Here is an 18,195-nt window from a genome sequence, read left to right as displayed (position 1 = left end):
TCAGCCAAACATGCAGCCCATGTGCCAGCATGCAATGGGGTGTCCTGCCCATTTCATGTCTTTCACCATAGGCTCGTGTCCTATGTTGTCTGGCATACTTGGCGGCATGCACCGAGCTTCCACCACTTTGAAGCCGGTTGAAACGTGCTGTGCACAGAGCCCGTAGTGACTTGATGCGCCACGCTCTATTTGTTCTCCTGACCGCCTGCGCCTCCCTGCACGCAGCCTCCCCCACCAAGCTCGACTTCGGCCCCGTCCGTGAAGAGCACATCATGATACCCATGCGCGACGGCAAGAAGCTCTCCGCTTATGTGTTCTTCCCGCCCGGAGAAGGCAAGTTCCCCGCCATCTTCGAGCAGCGTTACGCGGACATCTCCAGCGCCGGATCGCGCAAGGCAGCGGCCAAGTTTGCCGAGGGCGGCTTTGTCATCGCCCTGGTGAACTACCGCGGCACGCATGAGAGCGAGGGCGTCTATCGTGGCTACCGCGGCCTGCAATGGGGACCGCTGCGCGACGGCTATGACGTGTGCGAGTGGCTGGCGGCTCAGCCCTGGTGCACAGGCAAGATCGGCACCTATGGCGGCTCCCAGGCGGGCTACGCGCAAAACTATCTGGCAGTGACTCAGCCACCGCATCTTGTGGCGCAGTACATGACAGACACCGGCCTGAGCCTCTACCAGGAGGGCTACCGCATTGGCGGTGCCACCAAGCCACAGCGTTTCATCAAAGGAGGCTCCGTGGCACGCGACATCAAGGACAACGAAGCCATGCTGCGCGAATGGGACCAGCACCCGGACTATGACGATTTCTGGAAGGACGAGGATGCCTCGCTGCATTTCGACAAAATGAACTACCCCTGCTTCACCATTGGCAGCTGGTTTGACTTCATGTGCCAGGGCAGCGTGGCCAGCTTCATCGGGCGCAATCAGCACGGCGGCCCGAATTCGCGCGGCCAGCAGCAGCTCATCATCGGCCCCTGGCTGCACGGTGGCTACCCGAAGTCGAACAAGATCGGCGAGCTGGTGTTTCCGGAGAACGCCTTCTTTGATGTGTATGCGCACATGACCAAGTGGTTCAATCACTATCTCAAAGGCGAAAACAACGGCATCGAGAAGGACACGCCCGTGAAATACTACGTGATGGGCGCGACCGGTGAAGAAGGCGCCCCCGGCAATGTGTGGCGCGAGGCCAAAGACTTCCCACCCGCCAGCAAAGCCGCTGACTGGTTCCTGCAGCCCGATGGCAAGCTGGCCCCCGCCAGGCCCTCTGCCGCCAAGGCCAGCACCTCGTATCTAAGCGATCCCGTTCATCCCATGAGCCTGCCCTATGCCGGATTTCCCGGGGCCAAAGATGCGCGCGGCTTTGAAGAGCAGGCCGAGGTGCGCACCTGGACGACCGAGGTGCTGAGCCAGCCGCTGGAGGTCACCGGCCGCATCAAAGGTGAGGTCTTCGTTTCCTCCACCGCCAAAGATACCGACTTCTTCCTGCGCGTGACGGATTTGTATCCCGACGGCCGCTCCATCCTGCTGGTGGATTACCCGCTGCGTGCCCGCTATCACGAAGGCTTTGACCACCAGAAGCTGCTCGTTCCAGGAGAGGTGACCAAGCTCTCATGGGACATCGGCTGGGTCAGCATCATCTTCAACAAAGGGCACCGCATCCGCGTTACCATTGCCAGCACCGGCGCGCCCTACTATGAACCCAATCCGCAGACCGGCGCACCCATCAGCCATTTTATCACTGAGCCCGGTGTGTCTGCCATCAATACCATCTGGCATGACTCCAATCATGCCTCCAAAGTCATCCTGCCCATGCTGCCCTGATCCCTCCCCTTCCCCATCTTCATGCAAACACCCGCTTCCTCCCTTTCACGTCGCTCCTTTCTCAGCACCGCCCTCGCCGCAGGTGCGGCCCTTTCAGTGCAGGCCAAAGACCAGGCACCCCTGATCGCCTACGTGGGCACCTTCACCTCGCCGCTGCAAAACATGAAGGCCACGCAGGTGGACCTTCCGCCGGGAAACGGCCAGGGCATCCACCTCTTTGAAGTTAACCGCAGCACAGGCGCCATGACCCCATGCGGCCTGTACAAGTCAGGCAGCAGCCCGAACTGCCTGACCTTCAACGCCGCCCGGACGGTGCTGTATTCCACCAACGAAACCGACGCAAACGGCAGTCACGAGGCAGGCTCTGTCAGCGCCTTTGCCATCAATCCCAAGGACGGACAGCTCACGTTGATGAACACCGTCAGCTCCGGCGGCAAGGGCCCGACCTACATCAGCCTGCATCCCTCAGGCCGCTTTCTGCTGGTGGCAAATTACTTCGGCGGCTCATGCGCGGTGTTGCCCGTCAAACCCGATGGCAGCCTGGGCGAAGCCACCGATTTCAAGCAGGACTCTGGCACCATCGGCCCAAAGAAAGCCACCAACGCGCCTCCGGGCAGCTTTGCCTTCAGCGGGCATGATGGCACACACTCCCACATGATCCAGGCCGATGCCTCGGGCCGTTACGTTCTGTCCGTGGATCTCGGGCTGGACCAGATCTTGGTATGGAAGTTTGACGACCAAAAAGGCACGCTCACACCGAACGATCCTCCCCATGTCACCCTGCCTCCGGGCGACGGGCCGCGTCACTTCGCGTTTCATCCCAACAGCCGCTGGCTCTACTCGCTGCAGGAAGAGGGCTCCACCGTGGTGCTGTTTGACTATGACACTGAGAAAGGCCGCCTCTCCTCCCGCCAGACCATCTCCAGCCTGCCGCCCGGATTTGCAGGCAGCAATTTCTGCTCGGAGATCCTTGTTTCCCCCGACGGCCGCTTCGTTTACGTCGGAAACCGCCTGCACGACAGCATCGGCATTTTTGCCATCGGGAAAGACGGCACGCTGACCTTGGTTGGCGAAGAGTGGACGCGCGGCAACTACCCGCGCAGCTTCAACTTCGACCCCACCGGCGAATTCTTCTACAGCCTCAACCAACGTGGCGATAATGTGGCGATCTTCCGTGTGAACCGGAAAACCGGCGTCCTTGCCTTTACCGGCCACTACGCAGCCGTCGGCAATCCTTCGAGCATTGTGTTTCTGGATCTGGCGAAAGGCCAGTGACCACTCCGACGAGGATCATCTGGATTCTCGCTTAGTTAAAAAGTCACGGAGGGATCACCGTTGATCCCTCCTCTGACTTGGTTCTGCATCGACGCCGCTTACGCCAGTGATGGCACTCCAATGCTGACGTCCACCTCGGCGTTGTAGTCCACGCCTTCCAGGCCAAAGCCAAAGAGACGCAGGAAGCTGGTCTGGTAGCCTTCAAAGTCGCCCAGCTGCGCCAGATTTTCCGTGTTCACCTCGGCCCAGCGTTTGCCCACGAGCTCCTGTAGCGCAGGCTTCATTTCCCAGTCGTCCACGCGGATGCGTCCGGCTTCGTCCGGCTGCGGATTGCCGTTGTAGAGGCGCTCGCGGAAAAGGCGGTCCATCTGCTCGATGCAGTCCTCATGTGTGCCTTCGGCCTTCATCGCCTTGTAGAGCAGGGAGATGTACAGAGGCACCACAGGGATCGCGGAGCTGGCCTGGGTGACCAGCGCCTTGTTCACGGAGACCCAGGCCTTGCCCTTCAGGGAGGCAAGCTTGCCGTCCAGCACGCGCTGCACGCGCTCGAGGTCCTCCTTGGCACGGCCGATGGTGCCGTTCTTGTAGATGGGCCAGGTCACTTCCGGCCCGATGTAGCTGTAGGCCACAGTCTGCACGCCTTCGGCGAGAACACCGGCGCTCTGAAGCGCGTCGATCCACATCTCCCAGTCTTCACCGCCCATGACGGCCACGGTTTGCGCGATCTCGTCTTCGTTCGCGGGCTCGATGGTCACTTCATTGACCACGCCGTTGCCGGTGTTGAGGTTCTTGTTGGTGTAGGAAGCGGAGCCGATGGGCTTGAGCACGGACTTGAAGACCTCGCCAGTCTTCGGGTGCGTTCGGCGCGGAGACGCGAGGCTGTAAATGACGCAGTCCACCTGGCCGAGATCTGCCTTGATGGCCTCGATGACGGTGTCCTTCATGGCATCGGAGAAGGCGTCGCCGTTGAAGGAGCGGGCATAGAGGCCGGCAGCCTTGGCTTCGGTCTCAAAAGCGGCGGAGTTGTACCAGCCTGCGGTGCCGCAGCGCTCGGCCTCGCCGGGCTTTTCAAAGAACACACCCATGGTGGCGGCACCGGAGCCAAAGGCCGCCGCGATGCGGGAGGACAGGCCGTAGCCGGTCGATGAACCCACCACGAGCACCTTCTTGGGCCCGTTGGCGATGGGGCCGCGCGATTTCACGACGGCGATCTGTTCAGCGACATGTTTGGCACAGCCGGTGGGGTGGGCGGTGGTGCAGATGAATCCACGGATTTTGGGTGCGACGATCATAGTAGTTAGTGCGCTGAGCGTTAGCAGCCACAGGGGGGCTGGCAACTTGTTTTCCCACCCGGTCTCTGCCACCTTGGCCGCATGCCAGCCCCGTCACCCGCTCCTGAGCAGCGCTTTTCCGACCGTGTGGAAAACTACGTGCGCTACCGCCCCGGCTACCCGCAGGAGATCATCCCGCTGCTGCAGCGCGAGGCCGGGCTCTCACCTCAGTCTGTCATCGCCGACATCGGTTCCGGCACTGGCATTTCCGCCGGGCTTTTCCTGAAAGCCGGATTCAGCGTGCATGCGGTGGAGCCCAATGGGGACATGCGCGCCGCAGCAGAGCGGCTGCTGTCACATGCCCCCCGCTTTCACAGCGTGAATGCCAGTGCCCAGGCCACCACATTGCCGGACCACAGCATCGATCTCATCGTGGCCGCACAGGCTTTTCATTGGTTCAACTCATCTGAGACACGCGCGGAGTTCACGCGCATCCTCAAACCAGCTGGCCACATCGCCCTCATCTGGAACGAGCGCAAACTCGGCTCCACCCCTTTCCTCCAAGCTTTTGAGCAGCTGCTTCTCACCTTTGGCACGGACTACACCACCATCCGCCATGAGAACGTGAACGCCGCAGCACTCGCTGCTTTCTTCAGCGGCCCATACGTCACGCATACTTTTGCCAATGGACAGCGCTTCGACTTTGAAGGGCTCAAAGGCCGCCTGCTCTCCAGCTCCTACGCACCTGGACCGCACCAGCCGCACCATGCGGAGATGCTGGCCGAGTTGCGCCGCATCTACGACGCACACCAGGTGGCAGGGCAGGTCTGTTTCGAATACGACACCCGCGTGCATCTGGGGCGCTGAACTCGCAGGCACCGCACGCAGACCTGCTTCCTGCCTCGGGTCATGCAGACTGACCGCATGTTTCAAACAAAAAACCCGCCCCGGCTGCGATGAGCCGAAGCGGGTGCGGTTTTGGGGTGGGGAATCAGCTGCTGTTCAGCGATGGAGATCAAAGCGGTCCAGCTCCATGACCTTGGTCCATGCGGCGACGAAGTCTTTGACGAACTTCTCTCCGGCATCAGCGCCCGCATACACCTCTGCGATGGCGCGAAGCTGGGAGTTGGAGCCAAAGACAAGATCCACCGACGTGGCCGTCCATTTCACCTCGCCGCTCTCGCGGTCACGGCCTTCGTAAAAGTGCTCGCACATCTTCGACTTGCTCCACTCCGTGCCCATGCTCAGCAGGTTCACAAAGAAGTCGTTGGTGAGCTCTCCACGCCGTTGGGTGAAGACACCGAGGTCAGGAAACCCGACATTGGTCCCGAGCACGCGCATGCCACCCACCAGCACCGTCATCTCAGGAGCCGAAAGCGTGAGAAGCTGCGCACGGTCCAGCAGCGTCTCCGGTGCGGGACGGTCAAGCTCGTGGCCGAGGTAGTTGCGGAAGCCGTCCTGCCTGGGCTCCAGCACGGCAAAGGACGCAGCGTCCGTCATCTCCTGGGTGGCGTCGGTGCGGCCAGGGGTGAAGGGCACCTGCACCTCATGACCGCTTTTCTTCGCCGCATCTTCCACAGCCGCACATCCGCCGAGCACGATGAGGTCTGCAAGAGACACTTTTTTGCCACCTTTCTGCTCCGCATTGAAGTCCTTCTGGATCTTTTCCAGCACAGCCAGCACCTTCTGCAGCTGCTCCGGCTGGTTCACAGCCCAGTCTTTCTGCGGAGCCAGGCGGATGCGCGCCCCATTGGCACCACCACGCTTGTCACTGCCACGGAAGGTGGCTGCGGAAGCCCACGCCGTGGAGACAAGCTGGCCGGTGGTCAGGCCTGAGCCCAGGATGTCTGCCTTGAGACGGACGATGTCCTGCGCACCGATGAGTTCATGGTCCACTTTGGGCACGGGGTCCTGCCACAGCTGCGGTGGCGCCACCTCGGAGCCCAGCAGACGGGACACAGGGCCCATGTCGCGATGAGTCAGCTTATACCAGGCTTTGGCAAAAGCGGCGGCAAACTCATCCGGATGCTCCAGAAAGCGCCTGGAGATTTTCTCATACGCCGGGTCTTCCCGCAGCGCGATGTCAGTGGTGAACATCATCGGCGCGTGGCGTTTGGCGGCGTCGTGCGCATCCGGCACCGTGCCGGCACCCGCGCCTTTTTTAGGCTTCCACTGCTGCGCTCCCGCCGGGCTCTTCGTCAGCTCCCACTCGTAGGCAAAGAGGTTGGTGAAGTAACCATGGGACCACGCCATGGGCGTGGAGGTCCAGGCGCCCTCCAGACCGCTGGTGATGGTGTCTCCGGCGTTGCCTTTGCCGTGTTTGTTCTTCCAGCCGAGGCCCTGCTCTTCGAGAGGTGCGCCCTCTGGCTCCGGACCCACATTGTCAGCACTCGCGGCACCGTGTGCTTTGCCAAAAGTGTGACCTCCCGCAATCAAGGCCACGGTTTCCTCGTCATTCATGGCCATGCGCGCAAAGGTCTCGCGAATGTCTTTCGCTGCAGCGATAGGATCAGGCTTCCCGTTGGGGCCTTCGGGATTGACGTAGATCAGGCCCATCTGGACAGCAGCCAGGGGCTTTTCCAGTTCGCGCTCGCCCTTGTAGCGTGCGTCTCCCAGCCACTTGCTTTCAGGCCCCCAGTAGATGTCTTCCTGCGGTTCCCACACATCTTCACGTCCGCCGGCGAATCCCATCGTCTTGAATCCCATCGATTCGAGCGAGACATTGCCCGCGAGCACCATCAGATCGGCCCAGGAGATTTTCTCGCCATACTTCTGCTTGATGGGCCAGAGAAGGCGGCGCGCCTTGTCCAGGTTGGCGTTGTCCGGCCAGCTGTTGAGTGGCGCAAAGCGCTGCGTGCCATAGCCTGCGCCACCCCGGCCGTCGCTCACGCGGTAGGTGCCCGCGCTGTGCCAGGCCATGCGGATGAAGAGCGGACCGTAGGTGCCGTAGTCCGCCGGCCACCGCTTCTGCGAGGTGGTGATCACCTCCTTGAGTTCCTTCTTCAAGGCAGCCAGATCAAGCTTCTTGAACTCCTCCGCATAGCTGAAGCCCGCGCCCATGGGATTTCCCCGGGGCGAGTTCTGGTGCAGCATTTTGAGATTGAGCTGGTTCGGCCACCAGTCTCCGTTGGACATGGCTCCTGCGGCGGTGGTGCGGTTGGGGCCTGCGGCGGCACCCATGACGGGGCATTGGTTCATATCTGGGGTGGGTTGGGTTGTTTTTTCCTGGGCCGTGGTCGGCATGACTGGCGTCAGCATCAGCGCAGCCGCCAGGGCCTTGTGTTGCAGTGTTTTCATGGCTTGGTGGTTGGGTTCAGGTTCAAGGTTTCGAACGTTGAGAAGTCGTAACGCCCAAATGATGGATGCCCGCCTCAAATGCATCCAATGCATTATCTGAATGCTTGCGATGCACCACACACATAGCTAGGCTGGCCCATGAGAAGCGATCTGAACCTCCACCTGCTGGAACAATTCGTGGCTCTCGCTCGCACCAAAAACTTCACCCGCGCTGCCGATGAGCTGCACCTTTCACAGTCCGCGCTGAGCCGCGCCATCCAAAAACTGGAGGATCAGCTCGGCGCCCCCCTCTTTGAACGCAAGCCGCGCGAGGTCGTGCTGACGGACCTTGGCGAACTGCTGCTGGAGCGTGCCAGAAAGATTCTCCAGCTCATGGAGGACACCATCTCGGAGCTTTCAGAGGCGGGCCGTCGCGGGCGCATCCGGCTGGGGGCCATCCCCACCATCGCCCCTTACTTCCTTCCCGGCCTTCTGAGCCACTTTGCCCGCAGGCATCCCGACATCCTGGTGATCGTGCAGGAAGACACCACTGACAATCTCATCCGGCGCTGCAGCCACGGAGAGATCGACCTCGCCATACTGGCCCAGCCGGTGATCGCGCGGCATCTGGAGGTGGAGCCGCTGTTTGAGGAAGAGCTGCTGCTGGTGGCACCTGTAGCGCATCCTCTGGCCACTGCCAAAAGTGTGAAGATCGAGGCCCTGGAGAGCTTCCCCTTTGTCACGTTGAACGAGGCGCACTGCCTCGCGGAAAACATCTCCTCCTTCTGCCGCAGAAAGTCCGTGCAGCCGGTGACGGTGGAGCGCACCAGCCAGCTGGCCACCGTGCAGGAGCTCGTGGCACTGGACCACGGCATTTCGATCGTGCCCGAAATGGCGCGAAAAATCGACACCAGCGACAGGCGCGTGTACCGGTCTTTTGCCGGGGAGAAGCCCGCACGCACCGTCGCCATGCTGTGGAATGCCGGCCGCTTTCAAAGCAGGGCGGTCAGGGTGCTCATGGAGGAACTGCGCAGCCTGACACGGAGCTCCTCCTCAGCTCCCCAACGAAAAAGCAGCCGATTGTAAGAGCATGAAAATCCTCCGCCTCATCGCCACCATGCTGCTGGCCGCAGTCTCCTTGCAGGCGCAGCCCCGCATCGTGGCTTATGCGCCCAACTGGATCGGCCTCAAAACCTTCGTGCCGCAGATCGACTTCGCGAAGCTCACGCACATCAACATTGCCTTCGAAAACCCAGCCGATGCGGACGGGGCGCTTTCCTTCCAGCCTGACAACGAATCTCTCATCCGCCAGGCTCACGCACACGGCGTGAAAGTCCTCGTCTCCCTTGGCGGAGGCTCCGCTTCGGAGGACGCATCCCGGCGCAAGGCTTGGTTTGACCTGATCAGCACCACGAAGCGCAAAGGCTTCATCGCCCAGCTCGCAGCCTACGTCAGCACGCATGATCTCGACGGCCTTGATGTCGATCTCGAAGGGCCCGCTATCAATCGCGACTACGCCCCCTTCATTCAGGAGCTCTCTGCGGCTTTGAAGCCAAAGGGCAAGTTTCTCACCGCCGCGCTCTCGAAAGGCTACGGCGGCAAAGACGTGCCCGACGCTGCGCTGGCGTGCTTCGATTTCATCAATGTCATGGCCTATGACGCCACCGGCCCCTGGCAGCCGGACAGGCCCGGCCCGCATTCATCGCTGGAGTTTGCACAGGGCAGCGTGGACTACTGGCTCCGGCGTGGCCTGCCAAAGGCCAAGCTCGTGCTCGGCGTCCCTTTCTACGGCTGGGGCTTTGGCAAAGCCTTCCGCCAGCAGGAGTACCGCTATGCAGATCTCATCAGGCAATACCCCAAGGCCGTCACCGATGATCAGGTCGGCGACACGATTTGGCACAACGGCATCCCCACCATGCAAGCCAAAGCCAGGCTGGTGCTGGACCAGGGCCTCGGCGGTGTGATGATCTGGTCGCTGAACTCGGATGCCCCAGGCGAGAGTTCCCTGCTCTCCGTCTTGCATGGGGCGCTGCAAAAATGACCCGGCTACTTCACCCCCCGCACCTCAAACCCTTCAGCCTCCAGCACTGCACGCACCTTGGCCGCCTGATCCCCCTGGATTTCGATGCGCTTGTCACGCACAGTTCCACCGCAGCCGCAGGCAGAGCGCACACGCTTGGCGATGGTCTCAATCACCGACACCGGCAGGTGCGTGGCAAAGTCCTTGATGACGATGACTGTCTTCCCGCCTCGATGAGCCGTTTCTCGCTGGAGCACGACCCGGCCCATCTTCCAGAGACGCTGTGGGGATGAAGGATCAGGCTGTGGATTCATCTGCAAAACGGCTCAGGATGCGCTCAGGTCCCTGTTGTAGTACACCTTCACGTACTTCATGCCCTTGTTGTCATCAAAACCACGCTCCAGCTGCGGATCGGTTTCGCTGGCGGCAGGCTTGATGTGGATTTCCACCCCGGTGTCCAGCTTGAGGACGGCGGCGATTCGCTTCTTGGCCTTCGTGAGGTCTTTCTTGGAGATCTCAAAAGTCTTCTCCAGCGGCTGCCCCTGCTCCTCCTCAATACGAGCCCGGTGCTCGTCAAACTTGGCGATGACTTCAGGAGACTTCAGCACAGTCTGGCCGAACTCCTCCAGATCAAACTTCTCGCGATCTTCAAAGTAGTCGAGCGCGTCCTTGGCGGCGGTGGCGGTTTCCCAGGGCGGGCTGTCATCATCGGCAGGCTGCTGCTCCTCCAGGAAGGAGACAGCCATCTTGGCGTAGGCGTTGGTGAGGAAGGCCGCGTCAGGCACAGCTTCCACGCCAAGAAATTCGCGCACCCAGAAGCGGGTGTCTCCGCCGCTGCGGTCAAAGGTCAGCACGTAATAGCCTTTTTCCGCCCAGTAGTTCAGGATGAGGCAGCCTTTGTCGATCTTATCGGGATTGATGCCGTGCTCGGTGCTCAGCTGCAGGTCTCCATTGCGCGGCGTGATGGTCAGGAAGGGCACCACGCTGTCGCTTTTCAGGATGCAGAGACCGCTGACGAGCTCTCCCTCGATGTGGACCTCCTTGAGCAGGCTGATGCAGAGGTCCCCTGCTTTGATGTTCGGGTGGTTGGACTTGGCATACAGGCGCTGCGCGATCTCAACCCCCTTGGCGAGCAGCTTTTCCTCATCTTCAAAGATGGCCTTGGCGCAGTTGTTCACCTCGTGCTGCTGCAATGAGGCATGGTGGGTGAAGCGGTGGGCGATGCAGGCCTTGAAAGGCTTCAGGAAGAGCGCTGTGAGCGCTTCCTGATCTCCTTCGGCGACTTGAAACACCTCGCGGGAGGTTTGCAGCGGCTCCTCACGCAGGGGATTGCCGATCTTGGCGAGGACGACTTTGGTGGCGGTGGCGGTATTGAGGCGGAGTTTGACGGACATGCGGGGCGCGGAGAGTAGAAAGGGAATGCATTTGGCAAAGGATTAAACCATTCTCCAATTGAAGTTTGCGCGTTCGGAAGCTTTGAAAAAGCAGCCCACAGCACCACGACAAATCCGTCAGGGTTTCCCTGATATCACGAGCAGGGCGGTGCCAATTGCGGGGAAAACTTGACCGTTCAGAGTGAAACCGACGTGCCACACTGCATTTCATCACACCTTCAATCTCCACACCATGAATGCTGCTGTATATACCCCCCCCGGTGAGACCTGCAGTCCAGGTTCGCACCCTTCCGACAAAGAAATAGCCCTGCTCGCTTTCAAAAAATGGAAGACGGAAGGCTGTTCGCACCTGCGCCCGGAGCACTGGCTCCGGGCAGAAAAAGAGCTGCTGGCCATCTACGCCGCCCAGGGGCAGGCATTCGTGCCCGCCGAATCTGACCGGCTCGAGGAGTTTTGGGAGCAGGAGATGGAAACCCTCTCCTGCTGTGTCATGGAAAGCGAAAACACACTCGCAATGAAAGGCTGGTCATGAATGATTCCTGCACCATCCAAAAAATGGACGTCACTCCGGCCAGTCTTCACATCTCTTTGGGTGTGCACTCCGCTGACACTTCCCATGCTCAGCAGCCGCCGTATGGAGGCCGGCTTTCGAGTGAGGAGATAGCAAAGAAAGTCATGAAGCTCACCGGCAGCGTGCGCCTGGCCTCCCGATCTGCCCATCACTGGCATCACTGCGGCATCAACGAATGAGCCAGGGGCAAGGTTGACTGGAGGCCTCCATGAACAAAATCTCACGTGACAGCAGCCCGCAGGCCGGAGTCCTCCGCTCCGGCAGGGCCGGGCATGGCCTGTCTAAACAAACGGCAGTAACCCACCTGGCACGGCGCAGACGGGCATGCCGGACCGGCGCAGACACGGCAAGTCTCTGGATCGAAGAGCCCCTGCGTTTTCACCGTGCACGGTATGAGCACCTGACACGCCACCTGCACGGAAAGTTCAACCAGACCTCGGCTCTGCTCACCTGCATGCTCTTGCTGGTCTTGGTCGCGCGCGCCGCAGGCGGTGAGTACGTATCGCCAGAGCGCTGGCTCTGCGGCCTGCTGTCCGGTTGGTTTATCATCTCCATGGCCAGGCTGGCGCTGTTCACCTGCCTGGCGGCGCCTCGCAGCATCTGCTATGCGCAGGGCAGACTGCGCATTTCCGGCCTGGGCACATTGCACGCGGAGCAAATACGGCACTGGTCGTTTCAGCACGGTGTCAGGATCAGCTCCCATGCCAGGCCGGGAGTGCGCCTGCAAATCTGCTGCCGCTGGTGCGGCTTTGAACGCCACTGGACGATGCTGATGGAGGACAACCCCGAGACTGAGCGCTTGGAGCAAGTGCTCAAGGCACACCTGCCCCGCCTCTCCCATGCATCCGGCAGGCTGCCCCGGCCACGGACGATTCAGATTGAAGCCGGAATCCTGAGTCAGTAGGTTGCTTCATGCCGCGCCCCACCTCCAGGCCGTCTGATTCGGCAGGCTCCACCCGGGTAAAAAAACGGAATGGCATTGCAGGCCGTGGTCGCAAGCCCGTTTCCGGGACATTGCCCGCCAAGGACAAGCGCAGTCACAAAGCCAAAGAAGGCGCTCTCACCACCACCGATCTGCGCTTCCGCATGCTCATGGACCATGCCCCGGTGCTCGTATGGGTGAGTGATCCCCGCAAAAAACGCACTTGGTTCAACCGGCCCTGGCTGGACTTCACAGGAAGAACCGCCCAGCAGGAGATCGGCGACGGCTGGGAGGAGGGTGTCCATCCTGAGGATCTTGAACGCTGTCTCGCCATCTGCGCGGCTTCTTTTGACGAGCGCATGCCTTTTGAAATGACCTACCGCCTCCGTCGTCACGACGGGGAGTACCGCTGGCTGCTCGACAAAGGCGTCCCTCTGCAAGATCCCGGCCGGCAGTTCATCGGCTACATCGGCAGCTGCGTGGACATCACCGACCGCAAAGCTGCCGAGGCCGCCGTACGAGCCAAGGAAATGCAGCTCCGGATGATCACTGACAACACTCCGGTGATGCTGATCCAGTGCAGCCGCGACCTGCGGTACACCTTCGTCAATCGCGCCTATGCAGACATGCTCGGGCTGGAGCCTGAGGAAATCATCGGCAGACCGATCATCGACGTCCTTGGAAAAAAGGCTTTTCGTATCATCCGCCCCAAAATCACCCGCGTGCTGAGTGGCCGCCGCGTCGAGTATGAAGAGGTGATGCCCTACCCGCGCTCTGGCCGCCGCACAGTCCACGTGATCTATGTGCCAGACACCAACATACTCGGCCAGACAACAGGCTGGCTTGCTTCCATCAACGACATCACTGACCGCCGCCAGATTGAGGACGAGCTGCATCGTGAGCGTGTTTTTCTACGCCAGGTCATAGACGCCACCCCGAGCATGATCTTCGTGAAGGACAGCCAGGGGAGGTTCCTGCTGGGCAACGCCGCACTCGCGCACAGCTGCAGCACCACCGTGGAAAAGCTCGTTGGCAGGACGGACGCAGACTTTCACCGCACATCGGACCAGATCGCCCATTTCAAACAGATCGACCAAGAGGTCATGTCCAGCGGCACCACGCTCCGGATTCCTGAGGAGGAGATCACCCAGGCAGACGGGCAGGTGCGCTGGTTCAGCACCGGAAAGGTCCCCTTGTTCAATGACGCTGGCATCTGTGACAAGGTGCTCGGCGTGGCGACGGACATCACCGAGCAGCGTCAGACGCAGAAAGAGCTGGAAAGGCGGGTGGCGGAACGCACCGCGGAGCTCAGGGCTCAGATGGATGAGAGAAACAGGCTCGAAAACGCACTGCTGGACATCTCCGAGCAGGAGCAGCGCCGCCTCGGCCAGGATCTGCACGACGGACTCTGCCAGTCTCTTTCGGGGCTGGCTTTCATGGCGCGGTCACTGACGAAAACCCTGGAGGCGCAGGCACTCGCCGGCCCCGCTGCCGAGGCCGCCCGGCTGGCAGATCTCATCCACCAGTCCGTCGAGCAGTCCCGCAACATCGCCAAAGGGCTGCACCCTGTGGTCATGGATGCAGAGGGCCTCGTTTCCGCCCTGCATGAGCTCGCGGCACGCAGCAGCGGCAGCATCTCCTGCCGCCTGCGCTGCGAGCAGATGGTGCCCATCACGGACAATGACGTGGCTCTGCACCTCTACCGCATCGCCCAGGAGGCGGTGACAAATGCACTGAAGCACTCGGGGGCACGCTCCATCACACTTAGCCTCAGGCTACGGCAGGGCCTGCTCTCTCTCAGCGTGGCCGATGACGGCTGCGGTCTGCCAGAGGTCATTCACGCGGGCGACGGCATGGGCCTGCGGCTGATGAAATACCGCGCGGATGTGATCGGCGCAGATTTCGCCATCGGGAAACGTAAAACACACGGCACCAGGATGACCTGCCTCCTGCGCATGCCTGCTGCATCCCATTCTCAGTTGTCATTCCTTCCGAATCTCCACCCTCAGAACGAGCGATGAAAAGCACTCCCGGCCAGCAGCGCATCCTCATCGTGGATGACCACCCCATTTTTCGCAAAGGCATCGCGATGCTCCTCGAGCATGAAAAGGACATCGTGATCTGCGGCGAGGCAGAGACCGCCGCGCAGGCCATGGGCCTGGTGGAGCGTCATGAGTTTGAGCTTGTCATCGCCGACATCTCTCTGAAGGACATCAACGGCATCGAGCTGGTAAAATCACTCAAAGCCCTCAGGCCTCACCTGCCGGTGCTTGTGCTCTCCATGCACGATGAATCCCTTTATGCAGAGCGTGCCCTCCGCGCCGGAGCGCGCGGCTATTTGATGAAACAGGCACCACCAGATCAGGTGGTGACCGCCATCAGGCAGGTGCTCCGCGGAGAGCTCTACCTCAGTACCGCGGCAAACCTTCTCATGCTCAACAGCTTTGTGGCTGGGCGGGACAACAGCGGCAAAAGCTCCGTGGAAAAGCTCAGCGACCGCGAGCTGGAGATCTTCGAGCTCCTCGGCCAGGGACGGGGCACCAGCATGATCGCCCATGATCTGCGCCTGAGCGTCAAAACCATCGAGGCCCATCGTTCCCACATCAAAACCAAGCTTGGCATCAGCACCGCACCCGAACTCGTCCGTGCCGCCGTCGAATGGGTCACACGCCGCACCAGCGGCATTGGCTGAGCCCACGGCCGCCCCCTGGCAGCACGCCTCCGCTTGCAGACAGCTCAATGCAGGACGAGTGCACTCATGCATGACCGACCGCGCAACGAACACCGCCTCCCAGGACCAGCACCCGTGGCTGGTGCGCATCCCTGAAATTTTCTCAGGGATTTCATCTCCCATTCTGCGCCAGATGGGGGCACTCTCCAGCACCCGGCTGGGGCTCGACTATTATCTGATCAAGACAGCAAATCCGGCGGCTGTCCGTCAGTCTGAAGCAGCGAAGTTTGCGCGCTGGAATCTGCCCATGGAGCATACCTGGCCCTGCAATCCTCAAAAGATGGACGGTTTCATCGAAAAGGCCGCGCAGACACTGCTCAAAAAATTCGGCAGCCGCAATCCCCAGGGAATCTTCATCGGTACGCTGCAGCCCACCTCTCCGGACAAATATTACAAAGGACTGGCGTCCAACCTCCGCGGACGGGTCCTCCAGCTGTTCCCCAAGCTGCCCGCCGCGACCGTGGAGGAGCAGTCCCCGGAGGCGGAGACCCTGTTTTGTCTCGTCGGCAAAGAGGGACTGTTTTGCGGTATGCAGAGCCCTCGCGCCTCAAACGGCCTCTATGCCGGTGGCAGCAAATACATCGACCAGGATTCACCGGACACCATCAGCCGCGCGGGCGCCAAAATCGCGGAGGCTCTGCATTTCCTGCTCCTTTACCGCCCACCGATGCAGGAGGGATCTCACTGGATCGAGCTGGGGGCCTGCCCCGGCGGCATGACGTCGGAACTGCTCGCCCGCAATCAGCGCGTGACGGCGATTGATCGTGCCCCGCTCGACAAACGTCTCGACGGCCGCCCCGGCCTGAGGTTTTTCCTCGAGGACGTAGCCACCTTTCAGCCACGCGCAGGCACCACTTATGACGCGCTGCTGTGTGATATGAACGGACCGCCGGAGGAATCCATCGAGCAGGTCATCCGCCTTTCCCGGTTTCTAAAGAAGGGAGGCCTCGTCGTTTTCACGCTCAAATTGCCTCGCGTGGATTCCCTGGAGGAGCCCAACGAGCTCTTCCGCCTCATCGTCGGCATGTCCATTTCTGCCGGTCTGCGCCTCTTTGCGCAGACGCACCTGACGTACAACCGGCACGAGTTGACGATGTTCTTTGAGACGGTGTGAAGGTTATGGGATGAATGTCAGGAGCCACTCTGCAGCCTCTTGATTTTTAAAATTTGGCCCGGCCAGCATTTCGCTCAGCTTCCGACGGCATTCTACCGGCTCGCCCTTGGCCAGCATAATGAGGCTGCTCTGCAGGCCATCGTTGTCATGGCCTTCGGCAACTCCTGCGGCAAGAGCTTCGAGCAGATCTGCCAGACAGTCTGAGCCGCCCGTTTTCGCCACCAGTTCGCCGATGAGTTCCCGGGACCAGAAATTATTGTCAGGCGACTTCAGCGCATCCAACAGCAGTGGGAGATCGGTGGTGCTGACAACGTCCTTGAGGCGGGCGTGAGCTTCCAGCACCAAATCGCTATCACCGTCATTGGCTTCATCGAGGATGCAGCGGAGGTCCGCTGCAATGCTCTGGCTGATGGCCTTTTCAAGCTCGGCGGAGAATTCTTCCTCCTCCTCGGCTGGTGCCTCTGCGGAAGGCAGATCCTCCGGCTTCAGCAGCACGGCACCTTTGAGGAGGCGGCAAAATTCCTTCTTGGTGGCTTTGTGCATCGTTCCCACCTTGGAGATGGGGTCCTTCATGACCTTGTACTCGATGGACAGACGCGCCCATTCCACAATGCGGATGTAATTCTCTCCCTGCTTCCAAATCTGACCTTGTTCCAACTTCATCGGCTCCATTAGCCGCGACATGGACCAACGCCATGAGATTCTGCACTTAAGGACAGAACAGGCTTGGGACCGCAGGACAGGGCCGCCGGTCATTCGGCCCCAAAGCGCCCAGGCTGGGATCGTGGCCTGCCAGCAGATACCCCGCACCGTGGAAGAGCATGACTAATAAAAGGGTAAAAAGTCAAGCTTTCCAAATAAATTTGAATTCAGACTTGTTTACTGGCATTGTTGTTATTATAATTATAATACATGTGATATATAAGGACTTAAAACTCAATTACATCCCTGTCCGGAAGCCTCCCACCGCACTCGTTCCTCCGATTTTTTTCCCGCCGCCAACAGCCAAAAGCCCCCGATGAAAAAGACCTCTTCACTACCCAGACTCCTCTGCCTCTCTCTGGCACTGGCGTGGATCCAAGGTGCTCAGGCCAGCACGGTCTTCTGGGGCAGCAATTTCAACGACAATCTCTTCAATAGCGCCGGCGACATCCTGGATGAGACTTATTCCTTTGAAATTGGGACGTTTACTGGCGGCTTCACCCCCACCTACCAGAACGTTGACCAGTGGGAGGCCAACTGGCATGTCATTGACCGCGTCTTTGCTCCGGACAGCAACGGCTGGAATCCTCTGCCCATCCCGGACGGGCAGTTTTTCGTCGCCACCGTCGATCTCAACCCTGACGGCACATCGAGCTCCAGCGACGCAAACCCTGGAGACACCTTCACCATGGGAGACACGGTTTACCTCTGGGCTTACAATTCAAAAAGCATCGTGCCCAGCAGTGAATGGGCGCTGGTAACCGACGGCTCACCTGTTGGCGATCAGGCTGATGACTGGATCATTCCAGACCCATCAAACACCAGCGGTTCCTTCGTCTGGCAGCTGACCGACGCCAACTCCGCCATCATTGGCGGTGCCAATGGGGTCCAGGGCCCCGGGACCTACTCCACGACACCGGGTGTATTCAGCCTGCAGACCGCCGTGGTTCCAGAACCGGGCTCTGCCCTCCTGTTGCTGGCGGCAGCAGCCGCACATCTGACACGTCGCACACGCCGCGCCTGACCCGCCCCCCTGCTCTGATCTGAAGACACCCCATGAGGGAAAACGCATCACGATTATTCGAACCAACGGGCC

General features: G+C 60.5%; 17 protein-coding genes. 12 read left to right on the top strand and 5 right to left on the bottom strand.

Going from position 1 to position 18,195, the window contains the following annotated elements:
• Positions 1-173: 173 nt before the first annotated feature.
• Positions 174-1,823: a CocE/NonD family hydrolase gene (locus tag ACZ5WW_RS22005; RefSeq protein WP_377162918.1), complete on the top strand. Its 1,650-nt coding sequence runs from the start codon at positions 174-176 to the stop codon at positions 1,821-1,823.
• Positions 1,824-1,844: 21 nt separating this feature from the next.
• Positions 1,845-3,098: a lactonase family protein gene (locus ACZ5WW_RS22000; RefSeq protein WP_377162916.1), complete on the top strand. Its 1,254-nt coding sequence runs from the start codon at positions 1,845-1,847 to the stop codon at positions 3,096-3,098.
• 98 nt (positions 3,099-3,196) lie between these two features.
• On the opposite strand, the gene fabV is transcribed toward ACZ5WW_RS22000, so the two are convergent.
• Positions 3,197-4,390 carry an enoyl-ACP reductase FabV gene (fabV, locus tag ACZ5WW_RS21995; RefSeq protein ID WP_377162914.1) on the bottom strand — a complete coding sequence of 398 codons (1,194 nt, stop codon included), beginning with the start codon at positions 4,388-4,390 and terminating at the stop codon, positions 3,197-3,199.
• Between the two features lie 81 nt (positions 4,391-4,471).
• Here fabV and ACZ5WW_RS21990 point away from each other — a divergent pair, with 81 nt between their 5' ends.
• Complete coding sequence (locus tag ACZ5WW_RS21990; RefSeq protein WP_377162912.1) at positions 4,472-5,236, top strand: class I SAM-dependent methyltransferase; 765 nt, start codon at positions 4,472-4,474, stop codon at positions 5,234-5,236.
• Between the two features lie 135 nt (positions 5,237-5,371).
• Here ACZ5WW_RS21990 and katG read toward each other — a convergent pair whose 3' ends face one another.
• Positions 5,372-7,612, bottom strand: coding sequence for a catalase/peroxidase HPI (katG, locus tag ACZ5WW_RS21985; RefSeq protein ID WP_377164136.1), 2,241 nt, complete (start codon positions 7,610-7,612; stop codon positions 5,372-5,374).
• A 204-nt stretch (positions 7,613-7,816) separates the two neighbouring features.
• Here katG and ACZ5WW_RS21980 point away from each other — a divergent pair, with 204 nt between their 5' ends.
• Together ACZ5WW_RS21980 and ACZ5WW_RS21975 are read left to right on the top strand one after the other, a co-directional pair.
• On the top strand, positions 7,817-8,731 hold the full coding sequence (locus ACZ5WW_RS21980) for a LysR family transcriptional regulator (protein ID WP_377164134.1): 915 nt from the start codon (positions 7,817-7,819) through the stop codon (positions 8,729-8,731).
• 4 nt (positions 8,732-8,735) lie between these two features.
• On the top strand, positions 8,736-9,686 hold the full coding sequence (locus ACZ5WW_RS21975) for a glycosyl hydrolase family 18 protein (protein ID WP_377162910.1): 951 nt from the start codon (positions 8,736-8,738) through the stop codon (positions 9,684-9,686).
• 5 nt (positions 9,687-9,691) lie between these two features.
• Here the strand turns inward: ACZ5WW_RS21975 and ACZ5WW_RS21970 are convergent, their stop codons facing one another.
• Together ACZ5WW_RS21970 and ACZ5WW_RS21965 are read right to left on the bottom strand one after the other, a co-directional pair.
• Positions 9,692-9,979 carry a translation initiation factor gene (locus tag ACZ5WW_RS21970; protein ID WP_377162908.1) on the bottom strand — a complete coding sequence of 96 codons (288 nt, stop codon included), beginning with the start codon at positions 9,977-9,979 and terminating at the stop codon, positions 9,692-9,694.
• Positions 9,980-9,991: 12 nt separating this feature from the next.
• The gene (locus ACZ5WW_RS21965; RefSeq protein WP_377162906.1) at positions 9,992-11,059 is read right to left on the bottom strand and encodes a nucleoid-associated protein; all 1,068 of its coding nucleotides are present in this window, start codon (positions 11,057-11,059) and stop codon (positions 9,992-9,994) included.
• Positions 11,060-11,291: 232 nt separating this feature from the next.
• On the opposite strand from ACZ5WW_RS21965, the gene ACZ5WW_RS21960 reads away from it, so the two are divergent.
• The 6 genes from ACZ5WW_RS21960 (at position 11,292) to ACZ5WW_RS21935 (ending at position 16,397) form a co-directional block, all read left to right on the top strand.
• Positions 11,292-11,591, top strand: a complete 300-nt coding sequence (locus ACZ5WW_RS21960; protein WP_377162904.1) for a DUF2934 domain-containing protein — start codon at positions 11,292-11,294, stop codon at positions 11,589-11,591.
• Positions 11,588-11,809, top strand: coding sequence for a hypothetical protein (locus tag ACZ5WW_RS21955; protein WP_377162902.1), 222 nt, complete (start codon positions 11,588-11,590; stop codon positions 11,807-11,809). Before ACZ5WW_RS21960 ends, ACZ5WW_RS21955 begins: the two co-directional genes overlap by 4 nt.
• 29 nt (positions 11,810-11,838) lie before the next feature.
• Entirely contained in the window at positions 11,839-12,534 is a 696-nt protein-coding gene (locus tag ACZ5WW_RS21950) for a hypothetical protein (RefSeq protein WP_377162900.1), read from the top strand.
• An 8-nt stretch (positions 12,535-12,542) separates the two neighbouring features.
• Positions 12,543-14,573, top strand: a complete 2,031-nt coding sequence (locus tag ACZ5WW_RS21945) for a PAS domain-containing sensor histidine kinase (protein WP_377162898.1) — start codon at positions 12,543-12,545, stop codon at positions 14,571-14,573.
• Positions 14,570-15,244 (top strand): response regulator transcription factor, encoded by a 675-nt coding sequence (locus ACZ5WW_RS21940; RefSeq protein WP_377162896.1) that lies wholly within the window; start codon positions 14,570-14,572, stop codon positions 15,242-15,244. Before ACZ5WW_RS21945 ends, ACZ5WW_RS21940 begins: the two co-directional genes overlap by 4 nt.
• 70 nt (positions 15,245-15,314) lie before the next feature.
• A complete protein-coding gene (locus ACZ5WW_RS21935; protein WP_377162894.1) occupies positions 15,315-16,397 on the top strand; it encodes an SAM-dependent methyltransferase in 1,083 nt (360 codons plus the stop codon).
• 3 nt (positions 16,398-16,400) lie between these two features.
• On the opposite strand, the gene ACZ5WW_RS21930 is transcribed toward ACZ5WW_RS21935, so the two are convergent.
• Positions 16,401-17,060: a hypothetical protein gene (locus ACZ5WW_RS21930; protein ID WP_377162892.1), complete on the bottom strand. Its 660-nt coding sequence runs from the start codon at positions 17,058-17,060 to the stop codon at positions 16,401-16,403.
• Positions 17,061-17,415: 355 nt separating this feature from the next.
• On the opposite strand from ACZ5WW_RS21930, the gene ACZ5WW_RS21925 reads away from it, so the two are divergent.
• A complete protein-coding gene (locus tag ACZ5WW_RS21925) occupies positions 17,416-18,123 on the top strand; it encodes a PEP-CTERM sorting domain-containing protein (protein WP_377162890.1) in 708 nt (235 codons plus the stop codon).
• The last annotated feature ends 72 nt before the right edge of the window (positions 18,124-18,195 follow it).

The organism is Prosthecobacter fluviatilis (assembly GCF_055388355.1).
Note: the sequence above shows the minus strand (reverse complement) of the source record. Positions and strands in the feature narration are given on the sequence as shown.